Consider the following 23520-nt stretch of genomic DNA (forward strand, 5'->3'; position numbering starts at 1 on the left):
GGTCAGGCGGCGATGTTCGATTTGGCGCTGTCTTCGCGGATGAATTGCGCGGCCCGCTGGGCGATCATCATCGTGGGCGCGCTGGTGTTGCCGCTGATGATGCTGGGCATCACCGACGCATCGACCACGCGCAGGCCCGATACGCCGCGCACCCGCAGGCGATGATCCACCACCGCCATGGGATCGTCGTCCGGCCCCATCTTGCAGGTGCCGGTGGGGTGGTAGGCGGTGTTGACGATCTTGCGCAGCGCCGCCTCGATCTCGGCATCGCTCTGGGCGGCCGCGCCGGGCTCGATCTCGGCGCCCGACAGAGCGGCCAGCGCCGGCTGCTGGGTGATGCGCCGCGCTTCGCGGAAGCCCCGGATCAGCGTGTCCATATCTTCGCGATGGGCGAAGAAATTGGGGTCGATCACCGGCTTGTCCTGCGGCCGCGCGCTGGCGAGCTTGACCGAGCCGACGCTGAGCGGACGCAGCAGCTGCGTCAGGATCATATAGCCATGGTCGGAAGGGATGACCCGCGCATTGGCCTTCAGGCCGACGAGGAAGGTCATCTGGATATCCGGCCGCCCGCTGCCGTCGGTCGAGACGAAGCCGCCCGCCTCGGCCACGTTGGAGGCGAGCATGCCGTCGCCGCGCAGCAGATAGCGCAACGGGCTGAGCGCGATGCGCGGCAGGGCGCGGGCGGACAGGGCGTAGGATTCGGCCGTGGGATTCTCGACCGAGATATGGACGGTCGGGTGATCCTGGAGGTTGGCGCCGACGCCCTCCAGCGGCTGATGCACGGGAATGCCCAGCGCGCGCAGCTGCGCGTCGGGGCCGATGCCCGACAACATCAGCAATTGCGGCGAATTGATCGCGCCGGCGCACAGCACGATCTCATGGCCGGCGCGCAGCAATTTCTGCTGGCCCTGATGCACCACCTCGATCGCCACCGCCCGGCCGCGATCGAGGACGATCCGGTTGACCATCGTCTCGTCGAACACGCTGAGGTTGGGGCGCTTGAGCGCGGGGTGAAGGAACGCGCGCGAGCTGGACAGGCGGATGCCGTTGCGCTGGTTCAGATCATACTGGCCGAAGCCGTCCTGATGGTCGCCCGCGAAATCCTGGTTGCGGCGATGGCCGGCCTGCGCCGCCGCCTCGACGAAGGCGCGCGCCAGCGGGTTGAACTGGCGCGGCTTCTGCACGTCCAGCTCGCCGCCGGCGCCGTGATATTCGTTCGGCCCGCCCGCGTAATTCTCCAGCGCGCGGAAGGCGGGCAGCACCTCGTCGTACGACCAGCCCTCGTTGCCCGCCGCGCCCCAGGCGTCGTAATCGGCGGCGTCGCCCCGGATATAGACCCCGCCGTTGATCGAGCTGCATCCGCCGAACATCTTGCCGCGCGGAAAGCCGATCTGGCGGTTGCCGACCGCGTCGTTGCCGCTGAGCATATGCTGCCAATTATATTTGGCGTGGGGCAGCAGGAAGATGTTGCCGACCGGCAGCCGCGTCTTGAGGCTGGTCGGGAATTTGCGATCGGAGGGGCCAGCCTCGATCAGCGCCACCCGCACCGCCGGATCGGCCGACAGGCGGTTGGCCATCACGCTGCCGGCGGAGCCCGATCCGATGACGATATAATCGAAACTGTCGTGCATCATCTCTACCCTCAGATCGGGATGGCGGTCTGTCGCACGAGCCGGGGAATATGCCCCCGCACCGCGACGAAGCCGATCGCATTGACGAACATCAGCACGGCCAGCGTGCCGAAGAAACCGAGATTGCCGTGGCCGATCAGCAGCGCGCCCATCAGCGCGCTCAGCACCGCGCCGATCCGGCCGGAGGCGCCCATCAGGCCGAGCCCGCGCGCCCGCACGGCGGTGGGGAAGGCGTGGGCGCCCACCGCGAACATCGCCGATTGCGCGGCGCTGGCCGACAGGCCGAGCGCGCCGAGGCCGGCGAGCAACGCCCCCTCGTTGCGCGCGCCGGAGATCGGCAGCAGGGCGAGGAACACGCAGGCCGCCGTGCCCGCCAGCGCCATCACGACCAGAGTGCCGCGCGATCCGAAGCGGATGATCGCGAGCGAGGCGCACATCGCCCCGATCGTGCCGCCGATGTTGAAGCTGGTGAGCCCCGAACTGGCGGTGGCGAGCGTGAAGCCCTCGCTGAACAGCAGGGTCGGCGCCCAGTTGAACATCAGGTAGATCATGAACATGCCCGAGAACATCGCGACCGCCAGCGCGAGCGTGTCGCGCAGCAGCGCCGGGCCGACCAGCGCGCGCATCGGCACGAATGCGGGCGTCGGTCTGTCGAGCGTGGGCAGGTGGACGTTCGCCGGATCGGGATGGCCGATGCGGCGCAGCATCGCGGTCAACTCCGGCCCACGCTCGGGCCGGCCTGCCAGATAGCGCGGGCTTTCCGGCATCAGGAAATGCAGCACGGCGACGAACAGCACCGAAATGCCGCCGCCGAGATAGAAGAGCCAGCGCCAGCCGAGTTCGGGCAGGATCAATGCCGCCGCGACCCCGCCGAGGATACCGCCGATCGACACGCACACCACGCCGAAGGTGACCGCGACACTGCGCCATTTGGGGGGCGTGAACTCCGCGATCATCGCCGAGGCGGTGCCGGGGATGCCGCCGAGGCCGACACCGGCCAGCGTCCGCAGCACGCCGACCTGCGTGAGATCGGTCGCGAAGCCGGTGGCGAGCGTGGCGATGCCGAACACCGCGACGCCGAAGATCAGCGCCCCGCGCCGCCCGAAGCGGTCGCCCATCCAGCCCGAGGTGAGCGTGCCGAACGCCATGCCGACGAAGCCGAAGGCGAACACCACGCCCAGCGATTCCTTGGCGACGCCCCATTCCTTGATGAGCGACGGCGCGGCGAGGCCGAGCATCTGATTGTCGAGCCCGTCGAGCACGACGGTCGCGGCGGCCATCAGCACCGCCCACACCTGAAAGGCGGACAAAGGCAGATCGTCCAGCAACCCCGGCGCAGTCTCTATCGTCACGGATTGCGCCAACGCCATCGTCCTCTCTGCATTGTCCTGCCGGCCGGTTGCCGGGGCGATCGTGGCGCATCGGGCGGCGCCTTTCGATCGGTGGGCCGCCATAAGCCCGCGTTTACGATCGTCTTAGGCCGCCCACGTACCGGCGGCCCATAAGGATAAAGGTCGCACCATTCAAAAACAGGGATGAGCTCGATCCGCGTTGCTGCGCCGCACAAATGGCGCGGGGCGGTTGGAAGCGGTAGCTCCGTCAGACCATCCCTTCTGTTGCCTGATCGTCAATATAGTCGAAGTACCGGACGCCTTCGCAGATGCGATCAGATGTCCAGAACGAGCGTGGCGGACTTCGAACCCGAACAACAGACCATGATCGACTTGTTCTCGGCCTTTTCGTCTTCAGTGAGGAAATGGTCGCGATGGTCGGGGATGCCGTCCAGCACCTTGACCTGACAGGTGCCGCAGATGCCCTCCGAGCAGGCGAAGCCCACATCGATGCCGGCGCTCAGCATCGCGTCGAGCATGGTCTCGCCTTCCTCGACGACGATGCGCTTCTTGCTGCGCACGCAGTCCAGCGCATAGCCGCCCTCGGTCGCCAGTTCGGTCTCGGCCGAGAAATATTCGATATGGGCATGGCCCTTGGGCCGATCGGCGTTGATCGCGACGAAGGCCTCGAGCATCCCCGTCGGGCCGCAGCAATAAAGGTGCGCGTCGGCCGGCGCGCGGCCGCAGATCGCCTTCAGGTCGAGCCGCTGGCCGCCGGGCACGCCGTCATAGGCGATCTCCACCTGCGGATATTCCTCGACGCGATCGACATAGGCCGCGCGATCGGGCGTCGCCGCGACATAGTGCAGCTCCCAGCTCTTCTTCAGTTTCTCCAGACGCGCGATCATCGGCAGCATCGGGGTGATGCCGATGCCGCCGGCGACCAGCACGGTATGGCCGGCGCTCTCGTCCATCGGGAAATTGTTCTTCGGCGCCGAAATCTCCAGCACCTGGCCCACGCGCCACTGTTCGTGGATATGCTTCGATCCGCCCCGGCCGTCGATCGCGTGATGCACGGCGATCTCGTAATAGCCGCGGATCGCGGGGTCGTTGACCAGCGAATAGCTGCGCGCCAGCCCCGGCGAGAGCTGCACGTCGACATGCGCGCCCGGCTCGAAGGGGGGGAAGACCTCGCCCGGCATCGGATACAGCAGATAGCTGTTGATCCCCTCCGCTTCCCAGCGGATGTTCCTCAAAATCGCGCGCATCAGCCTCTCCGTCCGGTGCGTCGCGTATGATGATGAAGCGTCGCGCCGGCCATGGATCGGCAGGCGGCCTCCAGCTCAACTCGGTTCGTCACCTGTTGTTGTCCCGTGGTGGTGGAATGAGCGGCCGGCGCATGGATCGCGCCGGCCGCGGCGAAACTCACTCGGCCGCTTCGGTTTCCTTGATCGGCCAGCGCACCGCCTTGGCGAGCGCGCTCTCATAGGCGCCCATCAGCGTATCGGCGGGATCGTGCAGGAACGAGCCGGCGCGCGCGCGGTAGAAAATCGAGGGATCCTCCACCCCCGGCGGGGTGACGCCCTTGTTGGCCAGCGCGCGCGCCGCCAGCAGCACGCGGCGGCGCACACGGGCGATCATCTGGTCGGTCGGCGCCAGGTTCTCGAAGCTGTGGTCGGTGATCGGCCCCATGCTCTCGGTCACGGCCTGATCCTGCATCGTGATGTTGGGGATGCCGGTGAACTGGTGGCCGTTGCGCTGCGATTCGCGGTCGATCGCCCAGTCGTTCGCTTCGCTGTCGGCCGAACGCCAGCGGCCGAACCAGTCGGTCGTGTTGGGCGCGTATTTGATCGTGTCGTACAGCGGCGTGCCGTCCTTCAGCGTCGAATTATAGGCCGGGTTGCCCGCGTCCACGCCGCAGGTGATGTCGAACAGCATCGAATGCGTGTCGTCCATCGGTACCCAGGCGCGGGCGATCGCGCGGCTGACGAAGCGGTTGTTCGGCGTCTGCGTCCAGAAGGGGAACATGTAATGGGCGATGCGCCAGCTCATCTGGCCGTCGTCGTTCGGGCGATAGCCGCCGTACATCACGCCCCAGTCGGACTGCGCGACTTCATATTCGGGCGCGCGGTTCAGGATGGTCGGGCGCATCGGATGATCTTCCTCCAGATCGTCCGCCTCGATGCCGCCGACATGCAGGAAGCCGACGTGGCTGGTGTCGATGTCGCCTTCCAGCGCCTGGAGCCAGTTGCAGTCGCGCTGGAGGCACCAGATCTCCGCGTCCGCCTCCATCGTCGCCTCGATCTGCGGCAGGGGCGGGGGGCTCGCCTGGTTTTCGCCCATATAGACCCAGATCAGGCCATTGGCCTCGTGGGTCTTGTACGCCTTGGCATGGACCTTTTCCTTGAAATCCATGCGGGCGGGCACGCTCGGCATGTCGACGCACTTGCCGTCCACGTCGAACTTCCAGCCGTGATAGACGCAGCGGATGCCGTTCTCCTCGTTGCGGCCGATGAACAGCGAGGCGCAGCGATGCGGGCAGCGGTGATCCATGATGCCGACCCGGCCGGAGCTGTCGCGGAAGGCGATCAGCTTTTCGCACATGATGAGCAGGCGGACGGGATCGCCATCGGCCTTCACCTCGGACGAGAGGGCGGCCGGCATCCAATATTGCCGCATGAAATTACCCATCACCGTGCCGGGGCCGACACGGGTCATGTCATTACTGTCGGTGGACTGCATTTCAGGATCTTTCCACTTGCTTATTCATGGGGCGCGATCGTCGATGCCGGGCTTCGCAGCCGGCCCGCCGGCCGCTTGCCGTGCCCTGTCGCAATAGGGGATAGCCTACCCAGCGCCTAGATGGATGAAGCCCCGCAATCGATCGGAAAGCGTGTCGCGCCATTCAATAACCGGGATAGTGTGTTCAGGCCCCCTTGCGCGCATCGGCCGGATGCTGTCTTTCGCCGCCGGAAGCGGACCTCGAAGCCGCCCATTTTAGATGAGGGGAGACCATTGGTGCACACCATTTTCGCCACCCGTTCGGCCATCGGCGCTCTCGCGCTCGTGCTGGCCGCGCAGGCCCAAGCACAGACGACGGCGCCCGCCATGACGGCCCAGCCGGCGCCGACCGCCACCACCGCGCCGTCCGACGTCGCCGCCGCACCCGCCAGCACCGAAGTCGCCGGCGACATCATCGTGACCGCGCAGCGCCGCGAATCGACCGTGCGCGAAGTGCCCTTCTCGATCGCGGCCTTCGGTGGCGAGCAGCTGCGCCTGCAACAGGTGTTCAGCCCGACCGCGCTGGTGCAGACCGTGCCCGGCATCACGATCAACACCGCCGACAAGTCGCTGTCGATCGTCGCCATCCGCGGCAACGTCTCCACGTTCCGCACCGCCACGCTCGACACGCCGGTCGCCTTCTTCGTCGACGACGTTTATTACGTCTTCAACAACGATCTGAACTCGAACTTCTACGATGTCAGCCGCGTCGAGCTGCTGCGCGGGCCGCAGGGCACCCTGTTCGGCCGCAACGTGGTGGGCGGCGCCATCGCCGTCATCACCAACAACCCGACGATGGACGAGGATTATTACGGCCAGATCACCGGCGGCAATCGCGGCTATCTGCGCACCGAGGGCGCCTACAACACCGTCCTGTCCGAGGATAAGGTCGCCGCGCGCGTCGCGTTCAGCACCGAGCGGTCCGATGGCCTCATCAAGACGCCCAACCAGCGCGGCCGCTATGGCGATCTCGACAGCTATGCCGTGCGCGGCAAATTGTTGTTCCGCCCGACCGACACGCTGAAGATCGTGCTGGCCGGCGACTATAGCTACACCAGCGGCAATGGCGGGGCGATCGCGCTCGGCATCGGCGGCAATCAGGTGGTGCCCGCCACGTTCGGCAATTTCACGAACGACAAGTGGACGAACAACGATTACGCGACCTCGCCCTTCCACCAGCGGCTGCGCGGCACCTATCTGCGCGGCGACCTGGATGTTGCTGGCGGCACGCTGACCGCGATCAGCGGCTATCGCATGAATAACAGCTACGCGCTGAACGACGACGTGCCCGTCGGCACGGTGACCCCGGTGTTCGGCCGCGCGCAGGACGTGAAGAATCGCAGCTTCACGCAGGAAGTCCGCTTCGCCTCCGCGCCGAGCCGCCTGTCCTATGTCGTCGGCGCTTATTATCTGTCGGCCGACGTCTCGACGACCAACTATTTCTTCTACAGCCCGCTGCCGGGCAGCGCGACGGGCGCCGCCGTCCGCAACAACCCCTCGATCACCAACATCAATCGCGTGCAGGACGGCAACGTCCGCAGCTTCGCGATCTTCGGTGAGGCGACCTTCAACGTGACCGACACGATCGCGCTGGTCGCCGGCGGCCGCTACACCACCGATCGCAAGAAGATCGACTATCACGCTTTCTCGAACACCGATCCGGGCGTGATCGCGGGCTTCGGCTTCCCCGGCGAGGTCTTCGCTTCGGGCGGCAAGACGTGGAAGGCCTTCACGCCGCGCTTCACCGCCAAGTGGAAGCCGGTCGAGGCGGTCAATCTGTACGCGACCTATGCGAAGGGCTTCAAGAGCGGCGGCTTCGTCGACAACGCCTATCGCAATCCGACCATTCCGCTCGACCCCGAAAAGGCCCAGAATTACGAAGCCGGCATCAAGAGCCGCTTCCTGGACAACAAGGTTGACGTCAACCTCTCGGTCTTCCGTCAGGAAACCAAGAACCTCCAGAACTTCTCGGGCGCGGGCGGCATCGCCCACACCTACAACGGCACTTTGCTGATGAAGGGCGCCGAGCTGGAATCGGTTTTCCGTCCGGTCACCGGCCTGCGCATCAACTTCAACTACACCTACCTGAAGGGCGAATATACCTCGCTGAAGGATCCGCTGGTGACGGCGGACTATTCGGGCAATCCGGCGAAATACGCGCCGCGCCATGCCTTCAGCTGGGCGGCGAGCTATCAGGCGAAGATGGCCAATGGCGGATCGATCACCCCGCAGGCCGACTTCAATTACTCGACCCGCATCTCGACCGACGACGCCAATTCGCTGCGCCTCTACCCGAACCTGAAGGACGATACGCGCGGCCGCACCGTCAACGCGCGCCTCACCTATGACGAGCCGAACGGCAAGTGGAGCATCGGCGCCTGGGTCAAGAATCTGACCAACAATTACCAGATCCTCCATGCCGACGACATCACCGCCTTCCTGGCGCGTCCCGGCAACGGCACGACCTATTGGAAGATCTTCACCAACACGCCGCGCACCTTCGGCGTGACGATGTCCTTCAAGAAGTAAGCCTTCACTCCCGAAGCCTGGGGGAGAGGAGCGTGTCCCCCACGTTCCTCTCCCCTTTTTTTGTTCTCCCGCCCAGTTCAGGATCGCGCCATGACCGACGACATTTCCATCCCGCCCAACGGCAGTTTCTCCTTCGTCGGCCGCACCGCGCTCGTCACCGGCGGCGCGCGCGGCGTGGGCGCGGCGGTGGTGCGCGAACTGCACGCCGGCGGCGGCAAGGTGGCGGTGACCGATCTGGATCTCGACGAGGCCACCCGCGTCGCCGAGGCGCTCGACCCGAGCGGCGCCACCGCCTTCGCCATCCGCCTCGACGTGCGCGAGAAGGCCGATTTCGAGGGGGCGCTGGCGGCGGTGGTCGATCGCTGGGGCAAGCTCGACATCGTCGTCAACAATGCCGGCCTCGCCAAGCGCACGCCCACCGCCGAGATCACGCCCGAGGAGTTCGACGAAATCTGCCGCATCAACATGCGCAGCGTGTTTTTGAGCTGTCAGGTGCTGGCCGATCATATGGTGGCCAACGGCTATGGCCGGATCGTCAACATCACCTCGCTCGCCGGGCAGAATGGCGGCACCGTCGCCTCGCCCCATTATGCCGCGTCGAAGGCGGGGGCGAACATGCTGACGAAGTATTTCGCGCGTCACTTGGCTGGCACCGGCGTCACCGTCAACGGCGTCTGCCCCGGCCCGATCGAAAGCAGCAAGGTGCGGATGACGCCCGAGATGATCGCGCGGGTCGAAAGCGAGGTGCCGATCGGCCGCTTCATGACCGTCGGCGAGATCGCCGCCGCCACCGCTCTGCTCGCCTCCGATCGCGGCGGCTTCTTCATGGGCGCCACGCTCGACATGAATGGTGGGCTCTATCTGCGCTGAACCAATGGCCATTCCCGAAAAGTGAATGGCGCTATTGCAAAATTATTAGGTCGGCGTCCGCGCGAACGGTAAATCGAGGGCAACGATGGTGCGGGTCACGTGCCCGCAAAAGAATTCGGAGAGCGCGATCATGTTCATTCGCAACGCTTGGTACGTCGCCGCCTACGCCGCCGAGATCGAGCCGGGCAAGCAGATCGGCCGCAAATATCTCGGCGAATCCGTGGTCCTGTTCCGCACCGAATCCGGCGAGATCGCCGCGCTCGAGGATCGGTGCAGCCACCGCGCGATGCCGCTCAGCGCCGGCCATGTCGATGGCGAGATGATCCGCTGCTGCTACCACGGCGTCGAATTCGACAAGCGCGGCACCTGCACCCGCATCCCCAACCAGACCCGCATCCCGGCCGCCGCCAACGTGCGGTCCTTTCCGGTGTGCGAGAAGGATCATCTGATCTGGATCTGGATGGGCGACGCGGCGCTGGCCGACACGAACGACATCATCGACAGCCCCGAGCATAATGACCCGCGCTGGACGTGGAAGGCGTTCAACTTCCCGGTCAAGGCCGACTGGCAGCTCGTGGTCGACAATATCATGGATCTGACCCACGTCCCCTACATCCACGCGCGCACCATCGGCGGCAATCCCGAGCAGCATTATGGCGCCGACACCAACGTCGATTTCGACGGCCGCAAGGTGACGCTGATCCGTCACATGCCCAATTCGGTGCCGCCCAAATCCTATATCGACGCCGGCGGCTTCAAGGGCCGGGTCGATCGCTGGCAGGAAGTCCGCTTCGAGCCGTCGAGGGGCATGACGCTGCGCGTCAACGCCGGCGGCTGCGATGCCGGCACCGGCGCCTATGAAGGCAAGCGCGATCACGGCTTCATGCTCGCCAACAACCATTTCGTCACGCCCGAGACCGAGACGACGACCCACTATCTCTGGACGATCTGCACCACCGCCTCGAAGGAAAGCGGCGTGCCCGAAGTGCTGTTCGATCAGTTCTTCGACACGATCACCGAGGATGAGGTGACCCTGGAGGCGCAGCAGGCCCGCATCAGCGAGACCCCGCACATGAAGTTCGTCGGCATCGCCAGCGACGGCGCCGTCAACCAGACCCGCCGCCTGCTCGGCGCGATGCACGATGCGGAAACGGGCGAGCTGGTCGCGGCGGAGTGACATCCAGCGGTCGCGTGATCCCCTAACTCCATTCCAATACCCCGGATTGCCTACGGCCGCCTGACGAAGGCGGCCGTAGCAATGTTTGCGCTTGGGGATGCCCGGGCCGCCGCCGCTGAAATAGGCGGCCATCCCTCTCCCATCGTGCGGACGGCATGGCCGGCCGCATCCGATGCGCCCGACAGGACGGTCGTCGGGCGTGAATGCCCTGCGTGCTTTTCGGCGCGGCGATAGCGGCTCGCACAGACACTACGTCCAGAGCCTGCCGGCGAGGCGACGGTGGGGTCATCCGCTGTCCATCGCCGTACAGGCCGCCGGATGGGGCGCATGCGGGAATGCCATATGGCGGCATTCTTGGTGACCCCAAGGGCATTCGAGCCCATGCTTTCGCCGTGCAATTCGCACCCCGCAAACACCTTTCTGCGGGCGAGAATCCGAATGGGAGCAATCGTGCAACCACCTGTTTCAGGGCTGCCGCCACCTACACGGACCGCGCGCCTTTTAAGGGCATCCTCTCCCTACGGCTTGGCGGGGCCCTGCGATCCGTCGGCGGCGGCACGGGTCAGGCTCAGCACCGCCAGTGCCCCGATCACGCAGGCGCCTGCCACCAGGTAGAGGCCGGCATCGTAGGCGCCGGTTTCCTGGCGCAGCCATCCCACGACGGATCCGCCGACGAAGCCCGCCGTAATCCCCCCGGCGTTGACGATGGCGAAGCCGCCGGCCGCGGCCTTGCCGCGCAGGAAGGTGGGGGCGATCGCCCAGGATATGCCGGTGGCGACGGTCGCCGTGATCGCGGCGCCGCAGATCAGGGCCAGGCTGACGATCGGGCTGGCATGCAATGCCGCGCCGCCGGCGAAGAGTGCGCAGAGGCCCAGCGCGAGCGCCGTATGGATCGTGCGGTTGCCGGATCGATCCGACCAATTGCCGATGAACCACATCGAGGGGATCACGATCAGGGCCGGCGCGGCCACCACCCAGCCGACGGCGCGGACCGAGAGGCCGGTATTCTCGCTGGCGATCTGCGGAAGCCACAGCGCCACCGTGAAGACGGCGAGGCCGTTGGCGAATTTGGAGAGGAACAGCGCCCACACCTTCCAGTCGCGTACCCCGTCCCACAGGCCGTGCAGCCCGTGGGCGGCGACCCGGCGGCTGTCCGTGGCGAGTTCCCCTTCAAGCCATACGCGCTCGTCTTCCGTCAGCCAGCGGGCGTCGCGCGGCGTTTCGGCCAGCAGCCACAGCGCGGCCACGCCCAGCACGATCGTCGGCACCGCCTCGATCACGAAGAGCGCCTGCCAATTGGCGAGCCCGGCGAACCCATTCCCGCCCAGGATCCAGGCCGAGACCAGCGGGCCGCCGAGGCCGGCGAACTGGCCGAGGGCGAAGAACAGCAGCACCGCCTTCGACCGGTGTCGCGCCGGCACCCACGTCGCGAGGTACAGCATGGCGCCCGGCAGGAAGCCGGCTTCGGCGAGGCCCAGCAGGAAGCGCACGATATAGAAGGAGACGGGATCGGAGACGAACGCCGTCGCCCCCGATATCACGCCCCAGGAGATCATGATCCGGGCGATCCACAGCCGGCTGCCGAAGCGCAGCATCAGAAGGTTGCTCGGGATCTCCGCCATGAGGTAGCCGACGAAGAAGATGCCGGCGCCGAAGCCGAACTGCTTGGGCGAGAGCCCCAGATCGTCGTTCATCGCCAGCGCCGCATAACCGACGTTCAGCCGGTCGAGCAGGTTGGTGATGTAGAATATGCCCATCACCACGACCACGCGCAGCAATATCTTGCGCATGGCCGATTTCTCGATCGACTCCATCATGAACTCCTGGACTGGATGGATTTTGGTGGAGAGGATCAGTCGTAGCGCTTGCGGAACAGCGGGCGCAGTTCGCTGATCGGCCGCTTGTTGACGATCAGGTCGCGCATCGTGTCCTCGGCGCCCTCGATTGCCTGCGCTTCGGCCAGGACGCGATCGATATATTGCGATGGAATGAAGCAGACGCCGGAATCGTCGGCCACGACGAGGTCGCCCGGCTCGACGACGATGCCGTGCACGGTCACCGGGCCGTTGATCTCGATCGCCTCCATCCGGAACTTGCCGGTGATCGGCGTCACGCCCGACGCCCAGACCGGATAGTCGAGCTTGCGGATCGAATTCACGTCGCGCACCGCGCCATGGACGACCGCGCCGACGAAGCCGACGCTCTGGCCGACGGTGCAGGACATTCCGCCCATGTTGGAGACGTCCAGATTGCCGCCGAAATCGGCGACCAGCACGTCGCCTTCCTCCGCGAGATAATAGACCTCGCGCGTCGACATGCGGATCGGCTCCTTGTCGATATAGCCTTGGGTCGGCGTCTTGCGCTCGGGAATGCTGCGCAGCGTGACCGCCGTGCCGACCATCCGCTTGCCGGGGAGCAGGCCGGGCAGGTGCGAGCCCGCGACGACGCTACAGATGCCGAGCGAGTCCAGGATGTCGGACACGCTGGTCGTCATGTCCTCGATCGCGAGGAAGGCTTCACGGACCTCGGCGGAGGCGCGCGGAAACTTGATCTTCTTGATCCGGTCCTGCGGCACCTGGCCCCAGATCCGCCCGGCGGCCTTATATTCCTCATAATCCGCCGCGACGCTGTTGGCTTCGGTCATGCTTGGGTCTCCTGTTGATCGATGGAACTGGATGCGAGACCGGCCTCGGCGAGGGCACGGTGCAGGGCTGAGGCGACGACGATTTCCTGATCCGCCGGCAGGCGGCTTCCCGGCCCGGCGATTGACAGGGCGCCCATGAGGACGCCCGCCCCGTCGAGCACCGGGACGGCCAGCGCATAGCTATGGGCGGTCGCCTCACCCCGGCTGACGAGATAGCCCTGCGCCCTGGCCTGGCCGATCTCCCGGCGCAGCCGTTCGGCATCGACGGTGGTCGCCTGGGTCAATGGGGTGAGGGCGCCGCTCAGCACGCGCTGGCGCAGCCCTTCCGGACCGAAGGCCAGCAGCACCTTGCCGGTCGCGCCGACGTGTAGCGGGCGCATCTGGCCTTCGCTGAGAACGAAGCGCAGCGCCTGCTCGGGGCTGGCCTGTTCGACGACCATGCGCTCGAGGCCGCGCACGACCGAGAAGAAGCAGGTATCGCCCAGCTCGAGCGCCAGCCGGGACAGGATCGGCCGCATCGTCTCGGCGATCTCGGCCGAGCCCTCGGCCACGATCTGCGCGAGGCGCTGGACCTTGGGGCCGAGGCGATAGCCGCCGGTCCCGCGCTCCACGGTCAGATAGCCGCTGGCCGCCAGGCTGCCGGCGAGCCGCATGATGCGGCTTTTCTGCATGCCCGTTCGCTCATGGAGATCGCGAAGCCGAAGCGTCGCATCCTCCTCGAAGCAATCCAGGATGGCGAGCGCCGCGGTGACGGCCGCGACATGGCGCTCGCTCTCGCGAGCGCCGGCGTCTTCATCGATATCGTTCTGCATAGTGAAACATAGGGCCGTCGACCGCAGCCGGCTGTCAAGCCGGTCGTCGATCCGCGAAAGGGTGGGCGATCCCCACCGCGAAAGGGTGACATCTTCCAGCATGTCAGAAGGTCACGCGCACGCCGGCGGTGAAGTAACGGCCGATCGTGTCGTAATAGGTGCCGTTCGTACCGGTGTAGAGCTGCGGGTTCGGCACGGCCGGCGGATCGGTATTGAGGACATTGCGGATGGAGGCGAACAGCTCGAACCGGTCGCCCACCTTCTGGTTGGCGAAGAGGTTCACATAAGCGAACGCCGGGACGTGATTGCGACTGGCCGTCGTGGCGGCCGAACTGTTGTAGAGATTGTCGATCGTGCCGGCCGAGATGAAGTTCGTCTGCACCGTCCCCGAGAAGCCCCCGACCGAATAGGTCGTGGACGCGGTGAAGCGGGTCGATGGCGTCGCATAGGTGTTGAGCGAGCTGTTCTCGCCCGCGCGATCGACCGCCCCGCTGCCCGTGCCCGTATCGACCAGCACGTCGGCGGTGCGGGTGCCGGTGATGTTCACTTCGATCGTGCCCGGCAGCGAACTCGCCAGCCGGTGGAGCGGCAGGCGGTAGGCGAGCACGGCATCGAAGCCCTTCACGCGCACCGAGGCGAGGTTCTGCACGCCGAGGTTGAGCGCGGTCGGCGCACCGGTGGCGCCGAAAGTGAAGGCCGAGCAATAATAGCTGTCGCCGGAATTGCAGAGGCTGCCGGCGGCGGTGCTCGTCAGCGTCGTGATCGCATCCTTGACCTCGATATCGTAATAATCGACCGACAGGCTGAGGCCGGGCGCGAAGGCCGGCTCCAGGACGATGCCGCCGGTATAGGTGTGCGACCGCTCCGCATTCAGATCGGCATTGCCGCGGCTGATGTTGACCGGAATGTTGGCCGAATAGGAAATGCCGTTGGCGGGGTTCCGCACGCTGACGGTGTTGTTCGCGACCGAGCCGGGGCTGAACAGCTCGAACAAGGCAGGTGCGCGAATGTCGAGCGAGGCCGTGCCGCGCAGTCGGATGCCCCGGATCGGTTCGTAGGTGGCGCCGGCCTTCCAGGTCGTCTGCCGCCCGACGGAACTGTAGTCGGCGACGCGGACGGCGCCGTTGATGTCGAGCGACCGGCCGAGCGGCGAATCCCGCAGCAGCGGCACCAGCGCCTCGACATAGCCTTCCTTCACATCGAAATCGCCGCGGAAGGGGCCGGCATTGGCGATCTCGAAGCCGCCGGCCGCCGCGATCGCATCGGCCGTTACAGCCTCCTTCTCGCGCCGATATTCGACGCCGGCGGCCAAAGCGACCGGCCCCGCCCAGGTCTCGAACGGCTCGCCGTGCACATTGGCGGCGGCGGTGGTCTGCGTATAGACCGCCTTGGCGCGCGACGTGCCGGTGACATAGCCGATCGCCTCGGCCGAAGGGGAGCCGGCGCCGAACAGATTGATGGGGACGCAACCCGCCGCCGCCGTCGGGTTATACGTCGTGCTGCCCGGCACGAGCGCGCGGCAGGTGATGGCGCCATTGAACAGGACCGCGTCGGTCGCGAAGGTCTCGCGCTGGCGGATGCCGATGCCGGAGGCCGTGTTGCGATAGGTGTTGCGCCCCCAGCCGACATGCGCGTCGTAGCGCCAGCCGCCCCCCAGATCGCCCTCGATGCCGCCCGCGATATGGGGGGTCTCGTTCTTGACGACGATGCGTCCATTGCGGCCCTGCGGGTAGAAATCATAATTGACGCGGTTGAACGTCAGGGTGCCGGCCGAGCCGAGCGCCGCGGCGACCGCCGGATAGAGCTGGCGCAGATACGCATTGTCGCTGCGGATCGTGCCGCCGGTGATCCGCGAGGGAAGCGGCGTCAGGGTGGACCGCAGCTTCGAATAGGAACCGACGACATAGAGCTTCGCGGCGTCGCTTACGTCGAACTGGACGCGGGCATAGGGATCGAGGCGGCGGACACCGGGCACCAGCGACACGTTGAGCGCCTGCGAGAAGCCCTGACCGCCGATCGTGGCCTGCCCGCCGATCAGCGAGCCCGCATCGAAGGGCACGAGCTGCCCGCCGGTGAAGGTGCGATTGCGGAAGGCCGCGACCGTCGAGCTGGTCACCAGCAGGTCGGGCGAACTGTAGAAGCGGACGCCCGGCACGATCAGATTGACCGGCAGGCCGTTGGTCGCGGAAGCCGAGTTGGTGACGATCTGGTTCTCGCGCCGGCCCCAGTCGCGGGTGTAGAGGTCGCCGACCTCGTCGCTGCTGGTGTAGTCGAGGGCGGCGACGATATGCAGCCGGTCGTCGAGGAGGTTGAGCCCGCCCACGCCGCCGACGCGGCGCTGCGCGGCGTCGCCAAGCTCCGAAACTCCCGCCTGCGCCGTCAGCTTCAGCCCATCGAATTTCTTGCGGAGCAGGACGTTCACGACGCCGCCGACGGCATCCGATCCCCATTGGGCCGATGCGCCGCCGGTCACCACGTCGATCCGCTCGACCATGAGCGCGGGGATCTGGTTGAGATCCGGCGATACGGTGACGCCGGTGTTGTTCGCGGGGGCCTGCGGCACGACCCGCATGCCATCGACAAGGACCAGAGTGCGATTGGCGCCCAGGCTGCGCAGATCGGCCTGGTTGGTGCCCGGCAATTGCGTCTTGATGCCGTTGGCGCTGGGCGAGCTGGACGGCTTGAACGCCGGCAATTCCTGAAGGACGTCGGCGACGTTCGTGGCCTGGCGTTGCTCGAGCGCCTGGGCGCCGACGACGGTGGTGGGGGTGGGCGCGCGGAATCCCGAAGCGCCGGTACGGCTGGCGGTGATGACGATTTCGGCCTCGGCGGCCTGCGCGGCCCCATCACCAGCCGCTGCCCCCTGCACCTGCGCGGCGGCGAACTGCGCCGAGGTCGCGATGGCCAGGATACCCGCACCGGCGAAAATGCGCCGACCCACTCCAAACCTTTTCATGTTCTCTCCTGTAGAACTTATTGTTCTGTTGAGCGATACATGATGGATTACGGACGGGTGGTCAATGGCCAATTACGCGCCAACTCGCTAAATTCGTTCTGCTTGATAGAACAGGGTGGCGCTTGCTTCATTTGGCAGGTGCCACGTTGGATGGCGATCGCGATCGTAGATGTCGCGCGCATGAGGTTGCGGACATCGAGTCGGTTGTCGGGAAGATGCTGCGGCTCTCGGTGACGTGACCGTGGATGCCCCGCTGGCCGAGGTGAACCGCGACGCCACGGTCAGATCATCCCCGATGATCCGGCCTTCGGATCACGAAATGTGCCTTGGCCTCGATATCCGCGATACCCGCGCCGCTACCCGCGCCGCTACCCGCGCCGCTACCCGCGAATGTCGAACAATTGGCGCGAGCGAACGTGCTGACCGAGGGTGAATCCGGCGCGGTCGCGGGGGGTAAACTCCCAAAGCGCCCAGCGAAAAATGGCTGATTTCCGCCGTGGTGACCCCAACGGGGCGGCAGCAAAGCCGCTTTTTCAATCGCTTAGATTGGCAACCCCTGATGATCGGCCTTGTTCAAGCAAGGCACGATCGAAACGTGCTGGCTAACCTTTTTAGCTGAACGGCGGCCGCCGTGCGCAGCAGCTTTGACCGGATCGAGGCCGCGATGGCCCGTCGATACGCAGTCCGCGCGGACGGTTGGCCCGTTGGGGCGGAGGTTGTCGCAAGAGTCTGGAGTTGCCCCGTCCCCACCGTGCAGCTGGTGGATAATGGTAAGGTGGGGCAGCAGCGCTTTACCATCTGGACGCTCTTGCCGTTCCGCCGGGCGCACCTTGCGTTCCCGCCGCTTCACGCGCCGACCCTATATCGGGCGCGGCAAATCGCTTTTCGCCGGCTTCGCGACGCTGGTGGCGAAACGTTACAGCTCGGCCGATCCTGCGGATTGGAGTTGGCCCGTGCGGGCAAGTACATCGGCCTGGAGTGCTGCCGGTGAGCGATTCTAACGCACTCTTGGCAGCTGCGCTCGAATATGCCGCACGTGGCTGGCCGGTTTTTCCATGTTCGCCACGCGACAAGAAGCCCCTGATCCCGCGTGACAAGGATGACGCTGGCAAGCCGATCAAGGGAACCGGCGGGCTGCACAAAGCCAGCGTAGACGCTGACACAGTTCGCACCTGGTGGGAGCGTTGGCCAAAGGCGATGATCGGCCTTCGCATGGGCGTGAACGGCTTGTTTGTGCTCGACTTCGATCCGCGCACCGATGAGGCGACGGGCGAGGAATGGACGCTCGATCGTCTGAAGGGCGAACTCGAAGAGCAGATGCGGTGCCCGCTCCCGGCCTCGCTGGCGGTGCGAACGCCGAGCGGCGGCGTCCACGTCTACCTTGCCCAGCCCGCCGGTGCGGCGATCCGCAACCGTGACAATCTACCCGAGCATGTCGACGTGCGCGGAGAAGGCGGCTACGTGATCGCGCCGCCAAGCGTCATGGCCGATGGGCTCCGCTATCGCTGGTTGCGCGATGATGCCGCCGCGCCGATCGTCGCCGCCCCGCCCGCGCTGGCCGCGATCCTGCAAGCCGGCAAGGGTGCAAAAAAAGACGTTGGCAAGCTTGTCGGGGAGGGCGTGGGGGCGGGCGACGATGGCCTGCGACGCTATGGCCTCGCCGCGCTGGATGCGGAGTGCCGCTCGATCCAGAGCGCGCCCTCCGGTAAGCGGCAGAACGCGCTGAATGCGGGTGCCTATGCCGTCGCGCAGTTGGCGGCTGGCGGCGCGCTCAGCGAGACGATGGCGCGGCGCGCGATCCTGGCGGCAGCGCTGGCGAACCCCGGCAACGACGACGAAGGCGCGATCGTTGCCACCATCGACAGCGGCTGGGCCGCCGGATTTGCCAAGCCGCGCGACCTGTCGGACGTGGGAACGCGGGCTGCGCATGCCCCGTCTCGTTCGTCGCGGCTGGCAACCGCGAATGACAACCCACACTTGCCGTCTTGCGACGAAGCCGAGGCGCTGCATCGCCGGCTGGCGATGCGGCCGATGACGGACTTGGGCAACGCCGAGCGCTTCGCAGAACGGTTCGGAAGGCGCATCCGCTACGTCGATAAGATGGGCTGGATGGCCTATGACGGCCGGCGCTTCATCTTGGACGGTGCCGAGGCGCTTATCGGCGGCTGGGTGCACGAGACGGTACGCGCGATCCGCGAAGAGGCACGCGCAATGCGCGATAGCGGCCGGCGCGACCTTGGTATCGAGGGCGCGATCGACGACCTCGTGGAGACCAAGCGCGACGGCACGGAGGTGCTGCTGTCGGACAAGCTGGTGACCTGGGCAAAGGCTTCGGAGAGCGCCAACCGCCTGTCCTGCATCGCCGGCATCGCGCGCAATCTGTCGCGCCATGGGCTGACGGTTCAGCCGGAGCAGCTGGATCGCAATCCTTTCCTCGTCAACATCCTGAACGGCACGCTGGAACTGGTGACGGACCCGCACGCGCCGCAACCATGGGCGGAACTGCGCTTGCGCCCGCACGATCCGGCGGACCTCATCACGCGCCTGGCGCCGGTCGAGTACGATCCCGATGCGGCCTGCCCGGTCTATGACCGCTTCCTTGCGCGGGTGCAGCCTGGGCAGGACATGCGGCGATTCCTGCACCAATGGGGCGGGCTGTCGCTGACGGGCGATGTGTCCGAACAGAAGCTGGCCTTCTTCCACGGCAAGGGCGCGAACGGCAAATCGACCTTGGTCGATACATGGGCGACGATCGCGGGCGACTATGCCGGCACGGTGCCGATCGAGACGTTCCTCGATCAAGGCCGGAAGCGGAAGGGGTCTGATGCGTCGCCTGATCTAGCCGCGCTCGTCGGCGTGCGGATGCTGCGCACGTCGGAGCCGGAAAAGGGCTCCAAACTGGCGGAAGCCCTTATCAAGCTGGCGACGGGTGGCGAGCCCATGCCGGTGCGCCGGCTGAACCGCGATCCGTTCGATCTGCATCCCGCGTTCAAGATGACCGTTTCGGGCAATCATCGCCCGTCGATCAGCGGTGTGGATGACGGCATCTGGCGCCGCGTCATGCTGGTGCCTTGGGACGTGCAGATCCCCGACACCGAGAAGGATCGGCAGCTTGTCGCTAAGATGCAGCGCGAGGCGCCCGGCATCCTCAACCGCCTTTTGGCCGGCCTGATCGACTGGCGGCTGAACGGCCTTGTGGAGCCCGCCAGCGTGCGCGGTGCGACAGCTGACTATCGAGAGCAAAGTGACCCGCTGGGCCGCTTCCTTGCCGCCTGCACACGCAGCGAGACAGGGCAGCGAGTGCAATCGTCCAAGCTCTACGCACTCTTCATAGCGTGGGCCAAGGCCACCGGCGAACGCGAGTGGTCACAGGTTGGCTTCAGCAAGGCGCTAACCGATCGCGGCTTCAAGCGGATCGAGAGCCACGGGATGCGATGGCTTGACCTGATCGCCACGCGCACACCCGAGGAATTGGAAGCCGACGATTGGGCCGACCCCGTTGCGTCGTCGCCCCCGCGCCCCTGGGAGGATGACGATGGCTGGCCACTGTAGTGCAAGGGTTCATGCAAGGGTTGAGCAAGGGTTTGAGCAAGGCTCGAACCCCGGTTTTCTGCGGCTTTGCAAGGGTTGCAAGGCCCATGCGCATGCCTGTCTCACGTACATGTGCGCGCAGGCGCGCCTGCGCATGTGCGACAGGTTGCACATAACCTTTGCAACCCTTGCAACCCTTGCTTTGAAATCTCTTCATTGGCGGATTTCCGCCATTCCTTTCCCGTTGTGTCCGCAAGGGTTTCTCATAGCCCGCAAGGGTTGAGCCGAAATGCGCAAGGCTTTGGAGGATCGATAGATGAACACCTATTCCCCGCTCTGGGACACGCTGCTGCAAACCGCTGTCTGCCACACGGAGCATCCGGGCGAAGCAGTGTCCGCATTGATGAGAGCGGCGGCTGAAATCCTCCAGCGGTCATTCGGGCAAGACGTTGCGATCGAGCTTTTGAGCGAGATCGTGGCGGAAGCGACAGATCATTGGCGCTCGATCCAGCCTCCGCCCGCGTCGGTGCGCCATTAAGGCCCGCGGGCCGCCCCCTTCGGGTCCTTCCGGGGCGGGCGCGGGCAATGCGGTTGGGCAGAGCGCATGGTTTCAACATTCAAGCCCGATCTGTCTTTTTGAACTTCATGAACTGTTTGAACCATTTAGCGTGCCGGGAGCGATGATCGTGTCCACCGACAAGATTTATGACTTCGACGAGAAATCGGCGGCGCGGATCATGGGCGTGGTGCCCCGGACGCTTCGCAACTGGCGGAAGGCGGGCAAGATCGGCTTCTATCGAACGCCTGGCGGCCGCGTCCGCTATTCGATCGATCAGCTGATCGAGGTGCGGACCGGAGGGCGCGTCGATGCCGCGTTTGACCCCACGTTTCCACCTTTTGCCGCACAAGGGTCATCGACCGCCGACGCCCCCGTGGCGATCATTCCGGCATGAGCCACAACCGCACCCGCACTTTGGCGCCGACGCCGGCCCCCCGACGCCCCGATGGCCAGCTTATCGCCGACGTGCTGGATCGCATCACGGCCCGGCGGACGGCGGGGGAGTCGCAATCCGCCTCGCCGCACGCGGAGCGCCGGGTTGCAGCGCCGCAAGGGCAGCGCACCCTCTCGCTGCAGCCGGCCAGCTGGAACGCCGAAGCGCGCACGATCGACGTGGTGTGGACGACAGGCGCGCGCGGCGTCCGTTTCGACTTCGATACGCTGGCGCTGGTGGATGAGGAGCTGGCGACAGGCACCGCCAATGTCCGGCTCGATCGCCTCAATCGCGGCGCGCCCGTCCTCAATACGCACCAGAAAGACGACCTGGGCGCGCAGATCGGAACCGTCGTGCCGGGCAGCGCCCGCATGGTGGGCGGACAGGGCATCGCGACTCTGCAACTTTCGGCGCGCGAGGATGTGGCGCCGATCGTCGCGGATATTGCCGCCGGCATCATCCGCAACCTGTCGGTCGGCTACACCGTCCATGTTTTCGAGGTGAACCGGAAGGCCAGCCCGCGACCGCTGTACCGCGCGACGGACTGGGAGCCGACCGAAATCAGCTTCGTCCCCGTGCCTTTCGATGCCGGTGCGCAGGTTCGCGACCTGCCGAGCCATCCCGGCGCGACCTGCCTTGTCCGAACGATCCCCTTTCAGGAGCCCAAAGCTATGTCTACGTCGTGGATGTCCCGTTTCACCCGTGCCTTCATCCCCGCCGCGCCCCCGGCCGCCGCCCCGGCACCGACGGCGCCCGCCGAGCCGTCCTACGAGCGGCAAGCCTCGATTGCCTGGCTACGAGACTACACCCGTATGGCGAGCGAGACGATGACGCTGCCGCCCGAACTGGCGGCCGATCTCGCGCTGGAGATGGCGGAGCGGTCGATGACCGAGGGGCAGGCGCGCGATGCCGTCATGCAGATTCTCGGCGAGCGGCAGCGCAATGCCACGGGCACAATCTCGAGCGTCAACGGCTCGCCGGTCGCAAACGCGCTGATCTATGGCGAGCGCAGCTATGACAATCCCGACTTTCAGGCTGCGGCGATCGGCGATGCCCTGTTCGCGCGGATGAGCGGCAGCGCGCCCACCGAGCAGGCGCGCAAGTTTATGAATATGAGCATGGTGCAGATCGCGGGCGAGCTGATGATCCGGCAGGGCGTGCGCGACGTGAACCGCATGGGGCCGAACGAAATCCTCAATAGCGCCGCGTGGAACTCGGGCGGCACGCGCAGCTTCGCCCCCGATCACGGCTATGCGCGCGGGCTGGGCGGGATGCACACCACGTCCGATTTCCCGCAGCTGCTGATGGGCGCAGGCGAGCGGTTCCTGTTGACGGTCTTCGAGGCCGCCGCCTCGCCCCTCAAGCAGATCAGCCGGCAGCGTAGCGCACGGGATTTCCGCGCGATCAGCGGGCTCCAGCTGTCGGGTTTCGGCACGCTGCTGGAGGTGCCGGATGCCGGCGAGATCAAGCACGGCACGTTCAAGGAGCGGAAGGAAACCTATCGCCTCAAGACGTTCGCCAAGCAATTCGCGCTGTCGCGGCAGGCGATCATCAATGACGATCTGAACGTCTTCAGCGATCCCATCACGATCATGGGGCGCGCCTCGGCCGAGACCGAGGCGACATTGCTGGCGGACCTTATCAACAGCAATCCGGCGCTGAGCGACGGCATCCCGCTGTTCGATGCCCAGCATGGCAATTTGGCGGCGACGGGGGCGGCGCCGACAAGCATCGGCCCGCTTGACGCCGGTCGCCTAGCGATGCGGCGGCAGAAGGATTTGGACGGCAAGACGCCGCTCGCGCCGGCGCCCAAATTCATCGTGTCGAGTGTCGAGAACGAAACGCGGATCGAGCAGCTCCTGACCATGCTCCAGGCCACGACGACGGATGCGGCCAACCCGTTCGCCGGGAAGCTGACACCGCTGGTCGATCCGCGCCTCGACCCGCTGCCCTGGTATCTTTTCGGCGCGCCGGGCAGCGCGCCGATGCTGGAACATGCCTACCTGAACGACCAGGCCGGCCCCAAGGTCGAGATGCAGGACGGCTGGGACGTGCTGGGCACGAAGTTCCGCGTCTACATGGATTTCGGCGCGGGCGTGGTGGATTGGCGCGGCGGCTACAAGAACCCCGGCGCGGCCGGCTGACGGGAAGCGAAGCGCGGATAGCACGATCGCGGGGACCGCGCTGGGCGAGCATTTCACCCTCCTCATCCTCGTATCGCAGGCCCCCGGCGGGCCTGATCCAAGCCAGCGGGCCAAGGCAGCTC

Annotated in this window: 15 protein-coding genes; 7 read left to right on the plus strand and 8 right to left on the minus strand. The window is 66.1% G+C overall.

What is annotated here, in order from left to right:
- Positions 1–2: 2 nt before the first annotated feature.
- From PQ455_RS00680 to PQ455_RS00695, 4 genes are all read right to left on the minus strand, one after another.
- Complete coding sequence (locus tag PQ455_RS00680; protein ID WP_273688282.1) at positions 3–1631, minus strand: GMC family oxidoreductase; 1629 nt, start codon at positions 1629–1631, stop codon at positions 3–5.
- 11 nt (positions 1632–1642) lie between these two features.
- Positions 1643–2983: an MFS transporter gene (locus tag PQ455_RS00685; RefSeq protein ID WP_273688283.1), complete on the minus strand. Its 1341-nt coding sequence runs from the start codon at positions 2981–2983 to the stop codon at positions 1643–1645.
- Between the two features lie 314 nt (positions 2984–3297).
- Positions 3298–4230, minus strand: a complete 933-nt coding sequence (locus tag PQ455_RS00690; RefSeq protein ID WP_273688286.1) for a PDR/VanB family oxidoreductase — start codon at positions 4228–4230, stop codon at positions 3298–3300.
- 157 nt (positions 4231–4387) lie between these two features.
- Positions 4388–5704, minus strand: coding sequence for a Rieske 2Fe-2S domain-containing protein (locus tag PQ455_RS00695; RefSeq protein ID WP_273688287.1), 1317 nt, complete (start codon positions 5702–5704; stop codon positions 4388–4390).
- A gap of 276 nt (positions 5705–5980) precedes the next feature.
- On the opposite strand from PQ455_RS00695, the gene PQ455_RS00700 reads away from it, so the two are divergent.
- From PQ455_RS00700 to PQ455_RS00710, 3 genes are all read left to right on the plus strand, one after another.
- Positions 5981–8272 carry a TonB-dependent receptor gene (locus PQ455_RS00700; protein ID WP_273688289.1) on the plus strand — a complete coding sequence of 764 codons (2292 nt, stop codon included), beginning with the start codon at positions 5981–5983 and terminating at the stop codon, positions 8270–8272.
- Positions 8273–8362: 90 nt separating this feature from the next.
- A complete protein-coding gene (locus PQ455_RS00705) occupies positions 8363–9142 on the plus strand; it encodes an SDR family NAD(P)-dependent oxidoreductase (protein WP_273688291.1) in 780 nt (259 codons plus the stop codon).
- Between the two features lie 130 nt (positions 9143–9272).
- Positions 9273–10319, plus strand: a complete 1047-nt coding sequence (locus PQ455_RS00710) for an aromatic ring-hydroxylating oxygenase subunit alpha (RefSeq protein WP_273688292.1) — start codon at positions 9273–9275, stop codon at positions 10317–10319.
- A gap of 518 nt (positions 10320–10837) precedes the next feature.
- On the opposite strand, the gene PQ455_RS00715 is transcribed toward PQ455_RS00710, so the two are convergent.
- Genes PQ455_RS00715 through PQ455_RS00730 form a run of 4 tightly spaced genes read right to left on the minus strand, consistent with a single transcriptional unit; the run spans position 10838 to position 16716 of the window.
- Positions 10838–12133 (minus strand): MFS transporter, encoded by a 1296-nt coding sequence (locus PQ455_RS00715; RefSeq protein ID WP_273688294.1) that lies wholly within the window; start codon positions 12131–12133, stop codon positions 10838–10840.
- Positions 12134–12171: 38 nt separating this feature from the next.
- Positions 12172–12963 (minus strand): RraA family protein, encoded by a 792-nt coding sequence (locus PQ455_RS00720; RefSeq protein WP_273688295.1) that lies wholly within the window; start codon positions 12961–12963, stop codon positions 12172–12174.
- Positions 12960–13877: an IclR family transcriptional regulator gene (locus PQ455_RS00725; protein ID WP_273688297.1), complete on the minus strand. Its 918-nt coding sequence runs from the start codon at positions 13875–13877 to the stop codon at positions 12960–12962. The genes PQ455_RS00720 and PQ455_RS00725 overlap by 4 nt, the downstream gene beginning before the upstream one ends.
- Before the next feature lies 1 nt (position 13878).
- Entirely contained in the window at positions 13879–16716 is a 2838-nt protein-coding gene (locus PQ455_RS00730; protein WP_273688299.1) for a TonB-dependent receptor domain-containing protein, read from the minus strand.
- A 993-nt stretch (positions 16717–17709) separates the two neighbouring features.
- Here PQ455_RS00730 and PQ455_RS00735 point away from each other — a divergent pair.
- The 4 genes from PQ455_RS00735 to PQ455_RS00750 all read left to right on the plus strand — a co-directional run bounded on the left by PQ455_RS00735 (position 17710) and on the right by PQ455_RS00750 (position 23398).
- Positions 17710–20283 (plus strand): phage/plasmid primase, P4 family, encoded by a 2574-nt coding sequence (locus PQ455_RS00735; protein WP_273688301.1) that lies wholly within the window; start codon positions 17710–17712, stop codon positions 20281–20283.
- Between the two features lie 295 nt (positions 20284–20578).
- Positions 20579–20800: a hypothetical protein gene (locus tag PQ455_RS00740; protein ID WP_273688302.1), complete on the plus strand. Its 222-nt coding sequence runs from the start codon at positions 20579–20581 to the stop codon at positions 20798–20800.
- 142 nt (positions 20801–20942) lie between these two features.
- Positions 20943–21215 carry a helix-turn-helix domain-containing protein gene (locus PQ455_RS00745; protein ID WP_273688304.1) on the plus strand — a complete coding sequence of 91 codons (273 nt, stop codon included), beginning with the start codon at positions 20943–20945 and terminating at the stop codon, positions 21213–21215.
- Complete coding sequence (locus PQ455_RS00750; protein ID WP_273688305.1) at positions 21212–23398, plus strand: prohead protease/major capsid protein fusion protein; 2187 nt, start codon at positions 21212–21214, stop codon at positions 23396–23398. The genes PQ455_RS00745 and PQ455_RS00750 overlap by 4 nt, the downstream gene beginning before the upstream one ends.
- The last annotated feature ends 122 nt before the right edge of the window (positions 23399–23520 follow it).

This window comes from Sphingomonas naphthae, assembly GCF_028607085.1.
Classification (GTDB): Bacteria; Pseudomonadota; Alphaproteobacteria; order Sphingomonadales; family Sphingomonadaceae; genus Sphingomonas_Q; species Sphingomonas_Q naphthae.

What these genes read in the sequence shown, in the direction of transcription:
- PQ455_RS00705 (WP_273688291.1), top strand. Translation starts at nt 8,363, where the DNA reads ATGACCGACGACATTTCCATCCCGCCCAACGGCAGTTTCTCCTTCGTC.
- PQ455_RS00695 (WP_273688287.1), bottom strand. Translation starts at nt 5,704, where the DNA reads ATGCAGTCCACCGACAGTAATGACATGACCCGTGTCGGCCCCGGCACG.
- PQ455_RS00745 (WP_273688304.1), top strand. Translation starts at nt 20,943, where the DNA reads ATGATCGTGTCCACCGACAAGATTTATGACTTCGACGAGAAATCGGCG.
- PQ455_RS00720 (WP_273688295.1), bottom strand. Translation starts at nt 12,963, where the DNA reads ATGACCGAAGCCAACAGCGTCGCGGCGGATTATGAGGAATATAAGGCC.
- PQ455_RS00710 (WP_273688292.1), top strand. Translation starts at nt 9,273, where the DNA reads ATGTTCATTCGCAACGCTTGGTACGTCGCCGCCTACGCCGCCGAGATC.
- PQ455_RS00740 (WP_273688302.1), top strand. Translation starts at nt 20,579, where the DNA reads ATGAACACCTATTCCCCGCTCTGGGACACGCTGCTGCAAACCGCTGTC.
- PQ455_RS00750 (WP_273688305.1), top strand. Translation starts at nt 21,212, where the DNA reads ATGAGCCACAACCGCACCCGCACTTTGGCGCCGACGCCGGCCCCCCGA.
- PQ455_RS00680 (WP_273688282.1), bottom strand. Translation starts at nt 1,631, where the DNA reads ATGCACGACAGTTTCGATTATATCGTCATCGGATCGGGCTCCGCCGGC.
- PQ455_RS00715 (WP_273688294.1), bottom strand. Translation starts at nt 12,133, where the DNA reads ATGGAGTCGATCGAGAAATCGGCCATGCGCAAGATATTGCTGCGCGTG.
- PQ455_RS00725 (WP_273688297.1), bottom strand. Translation starts at nt 13,877, where the DNA reads ATGCTGGAAGATGTCACCCTTTCGCGGTGGGGATCGCCCACCCTTTCG.
- PQ455_RS00690 (WP_273688286.1), bottom strand. Translation starts at nt 4,230, where the DNA reads ATGCGCGCGATTTTGAGGAACATCCGCTGGGAAGCGGAGGGGATCAAC.